This is a genomic window from Microcoleus sp. B3-D2, from assembly GCF_036705345.1.
Lineage (GTDB): Bacteria > Cyanobacteriota > Cyanobacteriia > Cyanobacteriales > Microcoleaceae > Microcoleus.
Genome location: NZ_JAUBUG010000057.1, coordinates 32,828 through 48,019, shown reverse-complemented (window position 1 = coordinate 48,019; position 15,192 = coordinate 32,828). Strand labels below are relative to the sequence as shown.

Annotated in this window: 17 protein-coding genes and 1 pseudogene; 10 read left to right on the top strand and 8 right to left on the bottom strand. The window is 45.3% G+C overall.

Going from position 1 to position 15,192, the window contains the following annotated elements:
• Positions 1-85: 85 nt before the first annotated feature.
• Positions 86-277, top strand: a pseudogene (locus QUB14_RS20615) (hypothetical protein); the annotation flags it as partial.
• Between the two features lie 379 nt (positions 278-656).
• Here the strand turns inward: QUB14_RS20615 and QUB14_RS20610 are convergent.
• Positions 657-851 (bottom strand): hypothetical protein, encoded by a 195-nt coding sequence (locus QUB14_RS20610; protein ID WP_333218810.1) that lies wholly within the window; start codon positions 849-851, stop codon positions 657-659.
• A 113-nt stretch (positions 852-964) separates the two neighbouring features.
• On the opposite strand from QUB14_RS20610, the gene QUB14_RS20605 reads away from it, so the two are divergent.
• The 4 genes from QUB14_RS20605 to QUB14_RS20590 all read left to right on the top strand — a co-directional run bounded on the left by QUB14_RS20605 (position 965) and on the right by QUB14_RS20590 (position 3,891).
• On the top strand, positions 965-2,062 hold the full coding sequence (locus tag QUB14_RS20605; protein ID WP_333218808.1) for a phosphotransacetylase family protein: 1,098 nt from the start codon (positions 965-967) through the stop codon (positions 2,060-2,062).
• Positions 2,063-2,340: 278 nt separating this feature from the next.
• On the top strand, positions 2,341-2,844 hold the full coding sequence (locus QUB14_RS20600) for a hypothetical protein (protein ID WP_039887610.1): 504 nt from the start codon (positions 2,341-2,343) through the stop codon (positions 2,842-2,844).
• 15 nt (positions 2,845-2,859) lie between these two features.
• Complete coding sequence (locus QUB14_RS20595; RefSeq protein ID WP_333218812.1) at positions 2,860-3,276, top strand: MAPEG family protein; 417 nt, start codon at positions 2,860-2,862, stop codon at positions 3,274-3,276.
• A 123-nt stretch (positions 3,277-3,399) separates the two neighbouring features.
• Positions 3,400-3,891 carry a YajQ family cyclic di-GMP-binding protein gene (locus tag QUB14_RS20590; RefSeq protein ID WP_006634691.1) on the top strand — a complete coding sequence of 164 codons (492 nt, stop codon included), beginning with the start codon at positions 3,400-3,402 and terminating at the stop codon, positions 3,889-3,891.
• A gap of 91 nt (positions 3,892-3,982) precedes the next feature.
• Here QUB14_RS20590 and QUB14_RS20585 read toward each other — a convergent pair whose 3' ends face one another.
• The 6 genes from QUB14_RS20585 to QUB14_RS20560 form a co-directional block, all read right to left on the bottom strand.
• Complete coding sequence (locus QUB14_RS20585; RefSeq protein WP_333218806.1) at positions 3,983-5,632, bottom strand: mucoidy inhibitor MuiA family protein; 1,650 nt, start codon at positions 5,630-5,632, stop codon at positions 3,983-3,985.
• A gap of 63 nt (positions 5,633-5,695) precedes the next feature.
• Entirely contained in the window at positions 5,696-5,938 is a 243-nt protein-coding gene (locus QUB14_RS20580) for a hypothetical protein (RefSeq protein ID WP_333218804.1), read from the bottom strand.
• Between the two features lie 94 nt (positions 5,939-6,032).
• Entirely contained in the window at positions 6,033-6,293 is a 261-nt protein-coding gene (locus tag QUB14_RS20575) for a hypothetical protein (RefSeq protein WP_333218802.1), read from the bottom strand.
• Positions 6,294-6,406: 113 nt separating this feature from the next.
• Entirely contained in the window at positions 6,407-7,297 is an 891-nt protein-coding gene (locus QUB14_RS20570) for a methylenetetrahydrofolate reductase (protein WP_333218800.1), read from the bottom strand.
• A 145-nt stretch (positions 7,298-7,442) separates the two neighbouring features.
• Positions 7,443-8,453 carry a tryptophan--tRNA ligase gene (trpS, locus tag QUB14_RS20565; RefSeq protein WP_333218798.1) on the bottom strand — a complete coding sequence of 337 codons (1,011 nt, stop codon included), beginning with the start codon at positions 8,451-8,453 and terminating at the stop codon, positions 7,443-7,445.
• Between the two features lie 169 nt (positions 8,454-8,622).
• Positions 8,623-9,738 carry an HlyD family efflux transporter periplasmic adaptor subunit gene (locus tag QUB14_RS20560; RefSeq protein WP_333218796.1) on the bottom strand — a complete coding sequence of 372 codons (1,116 nt, stop codon included), beginning with the start codon at positions 9,736-9,738 and terminating at the stop codon, positions 8,623-8,625.
• Positions 9,739-10,073: 335 nt separating this feature from the next.
• Between QUB14_RS20560 and QUB14_RS20555 the strand changes: the two genes are divergently transcribed.
• The 3 genes from QUB14_RS20555 (at position 10,074) to QUB14_RS20545 (ending at position 12,989) form a co-directional block, all read left to right on the top strand.
• Entirely contained in the window at positions 10,074-10,301 is a 228-nt protein-coding gene (locus QUB14_RS20555) for a secretion protein HlyD (protein WP_333218794.1), read from the top strand.
• Between the two features lie 169 nt (positions 10,302-10,470).
• Complete coding sequence (locus QUB14_RS20550; protein WP_333218792.1) at positions 10,471-10,644, top strand: hypothetical protein; 174 nt, start codon at positions 10,471-10,473, stop codon at positions 10,642-10,644.
• 134 nt (positions 10,645-10,778) lie between these two features.
• Positions 10,779-12,989: a peptidase domain-containing ABC transporter gene (locus tag QUB14_RS20545; RefSeq protein WP_333218791.1), complete on the top strand. Its 2,211-nt coding sequence runs from the start codon at positions 10,779-10,781 to the stop codon at positions 12,987-12,989.
• A 294-nt stretch (positions 12,990-13,283) separates the two neighbouring features.
• Here the strand turns inward: QUB14_RS20545 and QUB14_RS20540 are convergent, their stop codons facing one another.
• On the bottom strand, positions 13,284-13,676 hold the full coding sequence (locus QUB14_RS20540; protein ID WP_006634700.1) for a Fur family transcriptional regulator: 393 nt from the start codon (positions 13,674-13,676) through the stop codon (positions 13,284-13,286).
• A gap of 143 nt (positions 13,677-13,819) precedes the next feature.
• Here QUB14_RS20540 and purS point away from each other — a divergent pair, with 143 nt between their 5' ends.
• Together purS and purQ are read left to right on the top strand one after the other, a co-directional pair.
• A complete protein-coding gene (gene purS / locus QUB14_RS20535; RefSeq protein ID WP_006634701.1) occupies positions 13,820-14,104 on the top strand; it encodes a phosphoribosylformylglycinamidine synthase subunit PurS in 285 nt (94 codons plus the stop codon).
• A gap of 310 nt (positions 14,105-14,414) precedes the next feature.
• Positions 14,415-15,116 (top strand): phosphoribosylformylglycinamidine synthase subunit PurQ, encoded by a 702-nt coding sequence (purQ, locus tag QUB14_RS20530; protein WP_333067849.1) that lies wholly within the window; start codon positions 14,415-14,417, stop codon positions 15,114-15,116.
• Positions 15,117-15,192: the final 76 nt, after the last annotated feature.

Below are 15,192 nucleotides of genomic sequence, written 5' to 3'. Positions count from 1 at the left end.
GGAGTTTTAAACCAATACAAGTGAGTGCAGTTTTTTTTGCCATCATAACGGGGGTAGCTAACCCGGATTTGGTATTACAACTGTCTCAGAACGTCTGTGGCCTTTAGTAAATGAACCAATTGCCAATCGGTCATTTCAAAATCTGGATGAATTAGAAGAAGTATTATTTCAACGTTGCCAAGTTCTGCTGAAACAATCTTCTTTGATTAAAGGGATTACTTGTTTCCATTGGTGGCCAAAAACCCAAGCTATATCATTCCGGTGCAACCGGAATTGATATTATTTGTTTAGAAGCTAGAAGCCCGATCCTAAGCAGCTTCTTGCTCGCAGTGCCACCGATCGGTTTGAACGCGGGCGATCGCACTAATAATTAATAACTAATAATACAACCTATCGATTTTCGATTATATGCAAAAATGATCGGGCAAGCACCGGGCTTTCTTCCTACAAAATACCTGTAGGATAGCAATCATAAATGAGTCGTATTTTTTTTACCCCGCCCCAACTCTACCCTTCGTAAGGCGAGGGGGTAAGAAATCCACAAATAATTTAGAATTGCTATATACCAAACAAAAACTTCACCAAGCCCTCTCAATAGGTGTTTCTAGTGAAATCACAACTTCTCCTCGGTTATTTAGATTTTATAAAAGTCGGTATCACTCTCTAAGTTCAGTAATAAAAAAGTTGCTAAAACTTTTATAAGTAAAATGGGTTTTTAAAGCAAGCAGGGGCGAGAAATCATTATCAAAAACGGCGGGTAAAACAAACAATTTAAAAACTGCTTTCCCAAAATCAAGTAAAAAGAATGGGAAGAAAAGGGTTGCTAACAGGCGAATAAAAGTTTTTCGCAAAAAAACAATCTGCCCAAAAGCGACAAAATCGAGTATAATAGTATTGCCAAATTGAGTCGCAGTTCAGAAATACTGTAGAAAAAACTAAATTTATTGAAATAGACAGGTGCAAATTGAGGATTGAAGGCGTACCCAAATTGACTAAATATTTGCTGATCGGTTCCACAAAAGCTTACAGCGGCAAGTCGGCCATCGCCCTGGGGATGGCACTCGGACTCCGGGCAAAAGGACTGGCCGTCGCCTACGGCAAACCTCTGGGAACCTGTTTCAGCTCCGAGGGAGCTGCGATCGAGGAGGAAGACGTGCGGTTCGCGGTAGAGACGCTGAAGCTCTCAGAAAGCCAGATGCCGTCAACACTGCTGTATTTGGATGAAGAGACCGTTCACAAGCGTTTGCGGGGAGAAGACAAGACAGATTACCGCCAGTCTTTAGCGCAATATTTGCAAGCTCCCAGCGGAGACTTGGTGCTGTTAGAAGGCCCAGCTAATTTGGAGGAAGGCAGTCTGTTTGACTTGTCTTTGGCTCAAGTCGCTGAGGCAGTTGATGCCTCTGTGCTGTTGGTAGCCCGCCCGATCGATCTTTATATAGACGATTTGCTGTCTGCTAAACAGCGTTTGGGTTCGCGGTTGCTGGGCGTGGTACTCAACGACGTTCCCTCGGACAAACTCGAATCGGTAACGGCGACTGTGCGGCCTTTTCTGGAGGCTGCAGGTATTCCTGTTTTGGGAATGCTGCCGAGAAGTGCTTTGCTGCGAAGTGTCAGCGTCAAAGAATTGGTGCACCAATTGAAAGCTGATGTGCTGTGCCGTCGAGACCGTTTGGACTTGATGGTGGAAACCTTGACAATTGGCGCGATGAATGTTAGTTCTGCTCTGAAGTATTTCCGCAAAGCGAGAAATATGGCGGTGGTGACGGGGGGCGATCGCACGGACATTCAGCTAGCAGCTCTGGAGAGCTCGACTCAGTGCTTAATTTTGACAGGTCACTTGCCTCCTTCTCCCCTAGTGATTGGCAGGGCAGAAGAAATGGAAATTCCGGTTTTGTCTGTTGATTTGGATACCTTAACGACGGTAGAAATTATCGACAGCACCTTTGGCAACGTGCGGCTGCACGAACCGATCAAGGTGGAATGCGTTACTCAGCTAATGGCAGAACATTTTGACCTTGAGGGTCTGATGGCATCCTTGGGCCTGAGCGATCGAGTCCATTAATAACAGAGCCGGAGCTGAGGGAAGAAGGTATTCGGCAGAGAAAACTTTTTGTTTAAATAAATAAAAAGCCAAAATTCTTAAATTCTCAATTTTTCTTGAATTCTACCTTGAGCTCCGGCTGGCGAATGTCTTGAGACATTCTGCCTTCTGGCTTCCTAAAATCTCCAGATCCTCTAGTCTGATCCCGTAAATCAGCAATTCTTAACTTCTTTTTGGCGGCAATGGCTAGTGAGTCTGCTAAAATCCACAACGTAGTTTTATTTAATTTAATAAATTCTTTGAGTCAATCAATTGAGCTACCCAGAGTAGATGATTTTTTACAAGAACTTGCGGCGATCCAGCAAACCAGCTCCAAGCGGATTGCTCTTTTGGGTTCTCGCCACGTTCCTATTACCCACCAGCAGCTAATTGAGATGCTGAGCTACGCCATAGTTCTGGGAGGCAATCAGCTCATCACTTCTGGCGCTACAGGCACCAATTCAGCCGCAATTCGGGGGGCAATGCGAGCAGATCCTAATCTGCTGACGGTGATTTTGCCACAAAGCATGAGTCGCCAGCCTCGGGAGTCTCGCGACCAACTCGAACAAGTGATACATTTGGTAGAAAATCCCAAAAATGATAGCTTGTCTCTCCCGGAAGCAAGCGCCATGTGCAATCAGGAGATTATTTCTCGCTGCCAGCAACTGATATGTTTTGCTTTTCACGAAAGCCACACTTTGCTGAAAACTTGCCAGGATGCGGAGGAACAGCGCAAGGTAGTTACTCTGTTCTATTTTGATTGAACTGCGAGGCGGATGATGCTGTTGGGATTGCCTGTGTCGGTTATTCTGCTTGATTGTATTGCTGCTGCTGCTGCGCTGGTTTACGCACCGTTTTTGGTGGTTGCGTTCGCCCGCTTGCAGCTAGGCTATGACCAAGCAGCCCCCCGCGCTATGTTTGAGAGGTTGCCTGCTTACGCTCAGCGGGCAACTTGGGCTCACCAAAATTCGTTTGAGACGTTTATGCTGTTTTCAGCGGCGGCTTTGATGGCTTTTGTGACGGGGGTAGATTCCGAAGCGGCGGGTTGGGCTGCGATCGCTTTTACGATCGCCCGGTTGTTGTTTTCGGTTTTCTATATTCTGAATGTGCCGCTGGCGCGATCGCTCATGTTTGCGATTAGTTCTTCTTGCACTGTTTCTTTATTCTATTTCAGTTTGAGAGCTGTTAATGGCTAATTGTTATTAGTCACTGGTCATTAGTCATTAGTTAAGAGACGCTTAATTAATGACTAATTATTAACTACTAATTACTAATTACCCATTACCAACTACCAATTACCCATTACCAATTACTAATTTATGGCTGCTAGTTATTCCTTTGATATTGTCAGCGAGTTCGATCGGCAAGAATTAGTTAACGCCGTTGACCAAACTGTGCGGGAAATTCAAAGCCGCTACGACTTGAAAGATACCAAAACTACCGTGGAATTGGGCGCAGAATCAATTACTGTCAATACGGACAGCGAATTTACTCTCGACGCAATTCACACTGTTTTGCAAACTAAAGCCGCCAAGCGGAATTTATCTTTGAAAATTTTTGATTACGGCAAAGCTGAACCTGCTAGCGGCAGTCGGGTGCGTCAAGAAATTAAACTTAAAAAAGGAATTAGTCAGGAAATCGCGAAACAGATTACTAAATTGATTCGCGATGAATTTAAGAAGATTCAAGGTTCGATTCAAGGAGATGCAGTGCGCGTTTCTGCCAAGGATAAAGATGATTTGCAGTTGGTGATTCAACGCTTGAAACAAGAAGATTATCCCGTGGCTTTGCAGTTTACAAATTACCGCTAGATTTGAGAGTTTATCGGGACTTCAGTCCTCATACGGGGTGACGAATAAGGACTAAAGTCCTGACTACAAACAACGTTTTATCGACTTAATATTAAATATCTAAACCCCTGACTGTTAACTCGGGAGGATGTTCTACAACAAACTGGTAATATAACTCTTGCTTTGCTTGCGGCGGCAGAGACATTATCCATTCTAGGAGTCCCATTTCACCTGCTACTATCTTCGGATTAGTGAGAGTCGATCGCACTTTAATTTGTTCATTGCGGCTTACTGGCAATTGCTCTTTTAGTGTCAGGTGTACCTGCACCTGATGCAAGTTGGTCACATTTAAGCGATAAGCGTAACTCGTGCGCCGCTGATTGCCGATCAGTTTTTTATCTACTTGTCTTTCCACTAATTCGCGATCGATTTTCAACCCTTCATCAATTCCTAAATTCAGCTTAAATTCGGCACCAGGTGAAATATTATCTAATGGTACAGTACCGACAAAAGTGTTGTCGCGAAAGATATTTGCTTTACCTGGAAGCAGAGTTGCGCCTGTCAGCGGATTCACAACAACTGCTTGCAAATAGGCAAAACTGACTAATCGCGGAACGGCTATATATTCAGGTTTAAATGGATAATTTTCGCTGAAAATAGTGACTTTGTGCGGCGTGCCGTCGCTGGGAATGTTGGTATTTCCGCCTACTTGAAATGAAACAGTTCCGCCTTCTCTGGAGACTTTGGCTGTGGCTGTTTCAGCTTGTATGGGTGCGAGTGCCATGTCGGATGTAGCGCCTGCAACGTCTTCAAAGAACATATCGTTTACGTCTACATCATAGTCTGATGAAACGCTAAGAGGTTGCTCTAATTCGGCTTTTTGGGATCGGCCTCTACGGCGTCCAGGGTATAAACCATCGATGTACCAAGGTTCTAGTTTTGGTGGCAAAGTTCCCATTCCCGGTTTTGCTGTGGATAAAGTCAGCCCTACTCCCGTCCAATCTTCCCCTGTATTTTGATTGACTTCGGCTAAGTAATTGAGATTAATTTGGTTTTTGGTAGTGTTGACTCGCAAGTCGTAAAGGGGAGTCCAGCGGGCTCCCATGACTACATAGGAAACTTCTAGTTCAAAATTGCCGGTGCCACTGGGTTCTATGGCAACAATGATGTTAAAACTTTGCTGAGAATGGGGAGTTTGTACTTGCCGCAACTGCAGCAGCAAAGCTTCTATTTGCTTGTCTAATTCGCGCTGCTGTTTTTCGTGCTGGGCGATCGCACTTACATATTTTAGGTAATTAGTTCCTAAAAAGTTGAGCAATTCGCCAGTTTCGTTTAAACCTACCTGCTGTTTGGCGATGCTGCTGGAAAAGAAACCGACGCTTTTTTCGCTCAAACCTTCCACAAATTTGAGCTGAATTTTTCGGGCTGTTATTTTGTCGTTAATTCCCCGTCTTTGGGTTTGTAATTCCTGAATTTGTTGGGTTAATTCGGCAGTGCGATCGCCCACAGGTTCGCTGCTAAACACTGTTTCGGTTCGCACTCCCAGCAATCGCACTGCAACTGTACCCGCACCCGTGGCCCTGACTGACTCTGTTTCGAGGGTTGCCGGTACAGAGGCGATCGCCAATTCTCGCTCGTTTCCCGTCAGAGATACCGTACCGCGCCGCGTCACCAAAGCGCGATCGGTATAAACTGTAACTGCTGATATGCTAGTATTTAGTGTTTTAATGGTATCAGAATTAAGTATTTCTGAGTCAGTCATTGCCAGTTGCTCCTATTTAATAACCGTTTAGTCGATCGAGCTATTTCAAAAATAGTTTATTGGTCAATTTTTCCGCTCGCCCATTCCTTTAGCCAACTCCTCAAGCGCATCCCAAGGCGAACCAAATAAAATGCACCTTTTCAGCAAAGATAAGTCTAACTCAGGCAGCATTTCGCTGCTAGCAATTCGCTCGTAATCTTCCTCTCGCAGATGGTAAAGCTCTAGAGTGCCATCTTCCCAAAACCAGACTTCCGGGACTCCCATCAGTGGGTATTTCTGAAGTTTAATCGGACTACCGCTAGTCATAACAATCTCAATACATAAATCTCGAACATCTTTAATAGTTCCGAAACAATAAGACAAATCTGCCTGATACTCGACTTGCTGTTCGACAATCTGACTATAAGTACCGCTGGCAAAAAATACAATTTTTTTTCAGAAAATACTGTCCCGTTAGCAAGCGCATCAAACACCTAATCGCTTCATGCAACCTTCCAGTACCCACAATTTCTAGAACTCCATCACAATAAAATAAGCGTACATTCGCCACGTCTTCAAAACCAGCTTGAATGGCCTTGAATTGATGCCATGTCAAACCGCGCCAAGTGAAACGTTGTTCGACTGCGGGAGAACTGCTTGGATTGTCTACAGTTTGAAGCATGATTGTTTTATTGATGTTCAAAATGGTAGCGCGGGAGTGGGCGGGTTCATGAGTTTACGAAATCGTTAGTTTTAGGAATTGATAATTGGTAAAACCCGCTCCTACGTTTAAGTTTAGCTCAGCGGCTCGATTCCTGCCAAATCCAAAATTTGAGGAATTAAATCTTCTCGTTTGACAGCCATCATGTGAACTCCTTGACAAATCTGCCGCGCTAGCTTGACTTGTTCTGCCGCAATTTTTATTCCTTCCTGCAATGGTTCTGGAGCTTTAGCCAAACGGTCGAGCGTCTCTTGTGGGATGTGAACTCCCGGCACGTATTTTTGAATAAATTCAGCATTTTTAGCTGATTTAAACAAAAATATTCCTGCTAAGACTGGCTTGTTGCAGCCCGCTGCAACGTGGTGCATAAACTTATCCAAAACTTCAAAATCTGTAATTAATTGACTCTGAAAAAACTGTGCTCCAGCCTCTACTTTTTTCTCGAACCGACTTTGCAAACCCGACCAACTGGGGGATTGCGGATCGACTGCTGCACCTACAAATAAATCAGTAACTCCGTCGGTTAAAGGTTTGTCATTCCAGTCTTGGCCGCCGTTCATTTTTTGAATAACTTGCAATAGCCGAACTGATTCCAAATCGAATACACTTTTTGCTTTAGGATGGTCGCCCGCTTTGACGGGATCGCCTGTAAGTGCTAATACATTGCGAATGCCTAAAGCGTGGGCTCCCATGAGATCCGCTTGCAGGCCAATTAGATTGCGATCGCGACAAGCAACTTGACAAATTGGCTCAATTCCGTGCTGCACTAAAATCGCCGAAACTGCTAGCGGGCACATTCGCAAAACTGCGCGACTCCCGTCTGTGACATTAATTGCGTGAACTCTGTTTTTGAGGCGTTCAGCCATTTGAATTGTGTGAGTTATGTCGCCGCCTTTTGGCGGGGCAACTTCGGCGGTAATTATAAATTCTCCGGGGGTGGTGCAGGCTGTGCGAAAACGGTTCATGATTATTTGTCTGTTATGGGTTATTTGTTATTTGACTGTTGACTGTTGACTGTTGACTGTTGACGGTTGGCAGTTGTTAGTGGGCAGTTGGCAGTTGTCATTCTTAACAAGTAACCAAGAACAACTAACAACTCACAACTCACAACTAAACAGGTAAAGAATAACCGAAAGCTTTCTTAACCTTATTTAGAGTTTGATTAGCAATAGCTTCTGCTTGTTCTCTTCCGCGACGTAGTACAGACTCTAAATATCCCGGATCGTCCATTATTTCCTTGTATTTATCCTGAATTGGTTTGAGGGCATTAATTGTCGTCTCTGTCAGCAAGGGTTTAAAATCTCCCCAACCCATGTTTTCACACTCTGTTGCTACTTCTTCCTTAGATTTGCCGGAAAGCAGGAGATAAAGTGTCAGCAAATTTCTAGCTTCGGGGCGATCGGGGTCGTCAAAAGTCAACCCCCGCACGGCATCGGTTTTACAGCGCTTGATTTTTTTGGCGATCACATCTGGCGAATCCAATAAATTAATTCGACTTTGTTCGGAAGGGTCAGATTTCGACATTTTGCGCGTGCCATCTGTCAAACTCATTACCCTCGCACCGTCAGTCCGAATTAACGGTTCGGGAAGTTTCAATACTGGCTTTTCGGGCGTGCCGAATTGGTGATTTAATCTGATGACAATATCGCGGGTGAGTTCCAAATGCTGTTTTTGGTCTTCTCCCACTGGCACTTTGTCGGCATCGTAAAGCAAAATGTCTGCTGCCATTAACACGGGATAATTTAGCAAGCCTGCATTGACATTTTCACCTTGTTTAACTGCTTTTTCTTTAAACTGAATCATATCTTCGAGCCAGTTAATCGGCGTAATACAGTTGAGCAGCCATGCTAGTTCTGTGTGCGCCGAGACGTGGGATTGCACGAAAATAGTAGAATATTCTAAATCGATGCCGCAAGCTAAATAGAGTGCCGCGATCGTGTAAGTGTCGGAGGCTAGAGTTGCTGGATTGTGCGGTGCGGTAATTGCGTGCAAATCGACTACGCAGAAGTAATTTTCGTACTGACTTTGACCTTCTACCCAGTTGCGAATGGCACCGAGATAATTGCCGAGGTGAAGATTGCCTGTTGGCTGAACTCCAGAAAGAACGCGCTGTTTGCCCATGAGGAAAGAATAGAATTGAACTCACATTTCTATATTGACACGTTATTTCAATTTCAGAGCCTCTAATTTTCTGGCGGTTGACTGTTGACTGTTGACTGTTGACTGCTGACTGCTGACTGCTGACTGTTGACTGTTGACTGCTGACAACTAACAACTGACAACTGACTAATTACCAATCTGTCAGCAACCTGGCTTTGCGTAGAACAAATGTCAGAACAGTTTCTTCGCCCGTAATAATATCGGCTCGGCCTTCCATTCCCGATTGAATTGAATACTGGCGGGGGACATTAGCCGGGGAGTTTCCGAAGAATTGGCCGTTGGCGGATTTGAGTTTTGTTAAATAAGTTTGTTCGGGCTTAATTGCCACTTCGTAATAAGCTGTACCTAAATTATTAGTGGGATTTTGAGTGGCGATCGCATCTGGGGCGATTTCGCTGACGGTTCCTTTTAATGTGCCGTAATCGGGGAAAGGCAAAGCCGAAATCCTGATCTGTACGGGTTGGCCGATTTGGATGCGGGCGATGTCTTGGGATGTTACCTTGGCTTTGACTACCAGGGGTACGTCGCTGGGGACAATTTTGGCGATCGCGCTGCCGGCTTGTACGGTTTGACCAGTATTTCGTACTTCCAATCTGAGAATTGTACCATCAGCGGGGGCGCGGATCACGCTATTTTCGAGTTTTAAGTCAATTAGATTTAGTTCTTTTTTAGCTTGAATCAATTGTTGTTGAAGGGACGATCGCTTAACGAGCAAAACCCGCCGACTTCGGCCCAGTCTCTCGGCGACATCTGGCAGCGATGTGGCGAATTTTACTAAAGCGGATTCGATTAATTCCTGTTGGGCGGAACTTTCTCTTTGGATGCTTTTAAATTGGGCGCTGGCCAAAATTTGATTTTCTAAGTCGCGCAGTTGCTGGTTGATTTGCTGTGCTGCTGTTTGAGACTGATTAATTATTTCTTGTAATTGCTGTTGTTGAGCGCCCAAACGCGAAGCGTCTACAACTGCGATCGCATCTCCTTCTTTTACTGTCTGATTCTCGCTGACAGCAATGCTTTCGACGGTTCCTTCGGTTGCTGCTTGCACGACGCGCACTTCTCCGGCGGGACGGACGATCGCATCTGCTTTGACTGTAGCGCTGTATTTGGTGACGCTAGCGAGGGCGATCGCCCCGCCAAAGGTCGCCACCATCAAAATGCCCCCCAAAGTCGTCCAGCGGCTGACAGGGGGCAAAAACTGGTCGTTATCAAAGGTTTCAGCGGGTGTGGCTTCGGGAGTGAGAGACATGGCGGCAAGGGGGAGAGGGGAATAGTTTGGAGTTTTGAGTTTTGAGTTGGGGGGGAGGGAGAGATCGATCGCTGATTTGTTTTGTCACCTTTACGATCGGCTTTCCGGAAACCAAGCATAGGTTTAGAAGTCTAAATCAAAATTCACAGGGTAAAGGTAAAAATCCGCACAGCTTTGGCGTTCCCACCCACAAACTTCCCCAAATATCAAGAGGAGTGAAGCCAACGGGCTACAGTCAGGAAAATATGGGATTTTTGCAATGACTTTTGGCGCTGTTACCGGGTTTTTCCTGTATGCGTAGGTAGTAAGTACATAGGTATTAATAGGAGTTCTTTATGTCAGAAAATCAACAAAATTCACTCTTCATCGAAGTAACCGATGGAGAATCTGCTACTGTCAACGGTGGCAGCATTACCAGCGGTGTTAGCGGTGCTAAAAGCAACAGCTACACGGATAACAGCAGCAGCTATGGTCTGAATATGCTGTTTTTCCTGCCGCCGCCTAGCCAGCTTTATCAGTACAATCCGAACGACTATCGCACTTTCAAAACCCTAATGGTTTAGATAGCTGAGTCAAGTTGTGCGATCGAGTAAAATTTGAATATTTCTCCGTAATATTCCGGAGGTTGCCCAGCACTAGCAGAAGTATTAGTCAGTATTTACACGAGGCTCTAGAAATTAGATAAGATTTCTAGCTTCCCTTCACTTTTCTATACTTAAACGGAGCCAAAGCATGAAAGAAACAAAGGACAATTCACTGTTTACTGAACTTACATCTGAAGAATCAGCTAGCGTCAACGGCGGTCACTCTTATTCTAATCGATACAAATGTTACCGTCCGACCCGTCACGTCGTGTACCGCCGGGATTTCGACGGCTCCTTAAGAGTAGTGTACCGCTACTGGTAAAGTTTACTGCTGTGTATTCAGCTCGATTGATACGAATCAATAAAGCACCCATAAACTTATGGGTGCTTTGTTCTGATTGGCTACTCGGTGAGGGGTAATGTTCATTAGGCTCTACTCATTATTCATTTTGCCAAATGTTAAAAAACATTCCTTTTATCCGAGAAATGCCTTTCTTCGGACAAGTAAACAGGCTGATGAAATATCAGGTTGTTCTCCAGCAGAGCGAAGAAGATTGCGGTGCAGCTTGTCTGGCTTCGATCGGTAAATTTTACGGACAGAATTTTACAATTAGCCGCTTGCGAGAATTTGTCGGCACTGGGCAACAAGGGACGAGTTTACTTGGCTTGAAACAAGGAGCTGAGGCGATCGGCTTTAATGCTCGATCGGTGAGAGCGGCCGCTGCAATTTTAGACAAGCTCGATGATGCCCCTCTACCGATGATTATTCACTGGAACGGCTCTCACTGGGTTGTGTTGTACGGAAAACAGGGCAACCAATATGCGATCGGCGATCCGGCTGTCGGTATGCGCTATGTTTCTAAAGCAGAATTAGCAGCAGCTTGGACAGATTGGCTGTGCTTGCTAGTAGAACCAGATGCTGAGCGGTTTTTTGCGGCCGCAGAGGGTCAACCGCCCGCTAATTCGTTACAAAAATGGATGCGCCGGATTGGGATTTACCGCCCGATTTTAATGGAAGCATTTTTGCTGAATGCAGTGTTGGGTTTGCTGTCAATTTCTTCGCCTTTTCTAGTTCAAATGCTCACCGACGACATCCTGGTGCGGGGCGACAGACAACTCCTGGCAAGCGTGGCGATCGCAGTTATCGTTATGAACCTTTTTAGCAGCAGTTTAGGATTGGTACAGTCCAACTTAATTGCTCAGTTTTCCCAGCGTTTAGAATTGGGATTGGTGATGGAATTCGCGCGCAAATTCCTGCGATTGCCTTTGAGTTTTTACGAAACTAGACGCAGTGGCGAAGTCGTCAGTAGATTACAAGATATCCAAGAAATAAATAAATTAGTTTCTCAAGTCGCTATCAGCTTGCCAAGTCAATTTTTTATAGCTGTATTTTCTTTTATCTTTATGTTATTTTACAGCAAGAAACTGACGTTAGCAGCTACAGCTATAGCTCTGTTAATGACTGCCTCTACAGTCGTATTTCTGCCCGTATTGCAGCAAAAAACGCGCATTTTATTGGTGTTGGAAGCAGAAACTCAAGGCGTTTTAGTAGAAACTTTTAAAGGCGCACTGACTGTCAAAACTACTAGCAGCGGTCAGCAACTTTGGGAAGAATTTCAAACCCGCTTCGGTCGTTTAGCAAATATCAGTTTTCGCACTACACAAATTGGCATTCTTAACAATATATTTTCTGGTTTTGTTGCCTCTGCTGGCAGCATTACTCTGCTGTGGCTTGGTAGCGGTTTGGTGATTGACAAGGTATTGAGTATAGGTCAGTTGCTAGCGTTTATTAGCATGAATCAAAACGTTACTACTTGGGTGAATTCGCTAGTAGGATTTACTGATGAGATGACTCGCGTGCAGACAGCTACTCAACGGCTGTCGGAAGTTATCGATGCTGAAGCGGAAACTAAAGACGATACGAATAAACCTTTCGTAACAATTCAGAACCGCGACGGTATTGTTTGCAAGAGTGTTAATTTTCACTACCCCGGTAGACTTGACTTGCTGGAAAATTTTTCGGTCACATTTCCCGGCGGTCAAGCAATTGCTTTAATCGGCCATTCCGGCTGCGGAAAAAGTACGCTAGCAAAAGTAATTTCTGGTCTGTACCCGCTGCAATCTGGTAATATTAGAATTGGCGGTTACAACTTACAGGATTTGTCTCTCGACAGTCTCAGACAGCAGGTAGTATTGGTTCCTCAAGAAGCACATTTTTGGAGCAGATCGATTCTCGAAAATTTTCGTTTGGGCAATCCAGATATCAGCTTTGAACAGATTGTTAAAGTCTGCAAAATTGCGGGGGCGGATGAATTTATCAGCCAATTGCCGGATAAATATCAAACTGTTTTAGGGGAGTTTGGAGCGAATATTTCTGGCGGACAAAGACAAAGATTGGCGATCGCCCGCGCCATTCTCAATAACCCACCCGTATTGATTTTAGACGAATCTACCGCAGGGCTTGACCCCGCAAGCGAAGCGGAAGTTTTAGAACAATTGTTGATGTACCGGCACGGGAAAACGACGATTTTTATCAGTCACAGGCCGCGAGTGATCGATCGCGCCGATTGGATTATCATGTTAGAACGCGGCCGATTGAAACTGCAAGGCTCGGCTGCAAAATTGCGATCGATTCCAGGAGACCATTTAGAGTTCTTGCATCCTTGAGCGAGTTAATAAAACAACAGGTTTAAATCTGTCGCTACACAAACAACACCGGGATCATCTCACTTTTGCACCCTACCCCAACCCTCCCCGAACCCGCGGGGAGAAAGTAAGAAATTCACAAATGATCCGAGGATTGCTAGATCGTTGGCGGTTTCATGGGAATAATAAAATTGAGTCAACATTTAACACTCAACCATTCAGTGTTTCGACCAGATTCAACAGTCAACAGTTAACAGTCAACAATCATTTCGCTCGTGCAACGGGAATTGAGATCGCTGATGACTAATAACTTCTCTAAGATTCTTGAGCCAAAGTACATCGATCGCACAATCCGAAAAACTCCAAAGTGTGATAATAAATCTTGAAAGAATGAGATTGTTGTAGTTGGCTTTCTAAGTGGTGGACGGGGCATTCGTCGATCGTAATGGAGGTGCCACATTCCAGACAAGTTAGGTGGTGTTGGTCTTGGTGGGCGGCACCGTAGAGAGACTCGCCACTAGCGAGAGTTCTGACGTGAACGAACCCCTCTCGCTTTAAACCGTCGAGGGAGCGGTAAACTGTTGCTAGGCCCATGCTTTGGTCGCTGTTACGCAGTTCTAAGTAGATATCTTGCGCTGAGAGCGATCGATTCAGGACTTTGAGCAAGTTTAAAATACGCTCCTGACTGCGGGTGTGGTTGGTTCTCATAATTTTTTTCTCGAATCTGCTGGAATCACATCTGTCCCTATTTCTAGGCTATCTTACTTGGGCGAACCAAATGGCGATCGGCGCGCAGCTCGGTTGTAGAATACAATGGGGCTAACTTTCACATCACCTACCGCAACATTCCCGTGACTCAGAAATATCTTGCCCAAATCTATGTTACCCTCCGCCCTTCTGTTTTAGATCCCGCCGGCACTGCCGTACAGTCTGGTTTGCAACACATGGGATACGACAATGTTGAGCGTGTGCGAATCGGGAAGTACGTTGAATTGACGCTGACTGCTGCTGCTGAGTCGGAGGCCCGCGAACAACTCGATCGCGTTTGCGACCAACTTTTGGCTAATCCAGTGATTGAAAATTATCGCTTTGATTTGACTGAAATTCCTGTTGCTGTGGAGACAGCGGCGGCATAAATGCGATCGTCCCTAGGGTGTTTTTAAACTCGGAGATCCCCCCTAACCCCCCTTAATAAGGGGGGGACAACAGGGTTCTGAAAGTCTTTGTTAAAAAGCGAGGACAAGAGCGTTCAAAGTCTTCGTTAAAAACACAAGAACTAGAACGACTCAAAGTCCCCCTTCTTAAGGGGGATTTAGGGGGATCGAGGCTTAGAAACAAGCGAGAAAAACATAAGATTTTAGTCTTATGTTGACACCTCTTCCTTCTTCCTTCTTCCCTCTTCCCTCTTCCTTCTTCCCTCTTCCTTCTTCCTTCTTCCTTCAGCTTATGAAATTTGGAGTTATTGTTTTTCCGGGCTCAAATTGCGATCGCGATGTGGTGTGGGTGACTCAAGGGTTACTCCACCAACCGACGCGGATGATTTGGCACGAAGATACCGATATTTCGGATATTGATATCATTGTAATTCCCGGTGGTTTCAGTTACGGAGATTATTTGCGGTGCGGCGCGATCGCCCGTTTTTCTCCGGCGATGCGGGCTACTGCGGAACACGCGAAAAAAGGCAAACTTGTATTAGGCATCTGCAACGGTTTTCAGGTGTTGACTGAAGCTGGTTTGTTGCCCGGTGCTCTGGTGCGGAATGCGGGATTGAATTTTATTTGCGATCGCGCTTCTTTGAAAGTCGAGCGCGGTAATACTCGTTGGACTGCCGCTTATACTACGGGTGAAATCATCGATTTGCCGATCGCTCACGGGGAAGGCAACTATTATGCCGATGCCGATACTTTAGCAGAACTAGAAGAGCACAAGCAAGTCCTGTTTCGCTACTGTACTCCGGCGGGCAAAATTAGCGATGCTGGCAACCCCAACGGTTCGTTAAATAATATTGCCGGTATTTGCAATCGCCAAGGCAATGTATTAGGAATGATGCCGCATCCTGAACGGGCATCCGATCCGATGCTGGGCGAAACTGATGGGGTGAAATTGTTTCAAGGGTTGTTGATGGCAAGTGTTGCTGCTGTTTTGTAGTTGATATTTGTCTCTGATTTTATGAACAGGCAAGATGCCTGTTCCACAATACATCAAGTTTCTTGTGGGGTGGGCA

Excerpts from the sequence above, each read along its gene's own strand:
- QUB14_RS20560 (WP_333218796.1), bottom strand. The coding sequence starts at position 9,738 with ATGTCTCTCACTCCCGAAGCCACACCCGCTGAAACCTTTGATAACGAC.
- QUB14_RS20585 (WP_333218806.1), bottom strand. The coding sequence starts at position 5,632 with ATGACTGACTCAGAAATACTTAATTCTGATACCATTAAAACACTAAAT.
- QUB14_RS20575 (WP_333218802.1), bottom strand. The coding sequence starts at position 6,293 with ATGCTTCAAACTGTAGACAATCCAAGCAGTTCTCCCGCAGTCGAACAA.
- QUB14_RS20550 (WP_333218792.1), top strand. The coding sequence starts at position 10,471 with ATGAAAGAAACAAAGGACAATTCACTGTTTACTGAACTTACATCTGAA.
- trpS (WP_333218798.1), bottom strand. The coding sequence starts at position 8,453 with ATGGGCAAACAGCGCGTTCTTTCTGGAGTTCAGCCAACAGGCAATCTT.
- QUB14_RS20595 (WP_333218812.1), top strand. The coding sequence starts at position 2,860 with ATGCTGTTGGGATTGCCTGTGTCGGTTATTCTGCTTGATTGTATTGCT.
- QUB14_RS20580 (WP_333218804.1), bottom strand. The coding sequence starts at position 5,938 with ATGACTAGCGGTAGTCCGATTAAACTTCAGAAATACCCACTGATGGGA.
- purQ (WP_333067849.1), top strand. The coding sequence starts at position 14,415 with ATGAAATTTGGAGTTATTGTTTTTCCGGGCTCAAATTGCGATCGCGAT.
- QUB14_RS20570 (WP_333218800.1), bottom strand. The coding sequence starts at position 7,297 with ATGAACCGTTTTCGCACAGCCTGCACCACCCCCGGAGAATTTATAATT.
- QUB14_RS20540 (WP_006634700.1), bottom strand. The coding sequence starts at position 13,676 with ATGAGAACCAACCACACCCGCAGTCAGGAGCGTATTTTAAACTTGCTC.
- QUB14_RS20555 (WP_333218794.1), top strand. The coding sequence starts at position 10,074 with ATGTCAGAAAATCAACAAAATTCACTCTTCATCGAAGTAACCGATGGA.
- QUB14_RS20545 (WP_333218791.1), top strand. The coding sequence starts at position 10,779 with ATGTTAAAAAACATTCCTTTTATCCGAGAAATGCCTTTCTTCGGACAA.
- QUB14_RS20590 (WP_006634691.1), top strand. The coding sequence starts at position 3,400 with ATGGCTGCTAGTTATTCCTTTGATATTGTCAGCGAGTTCGATCGGCAA.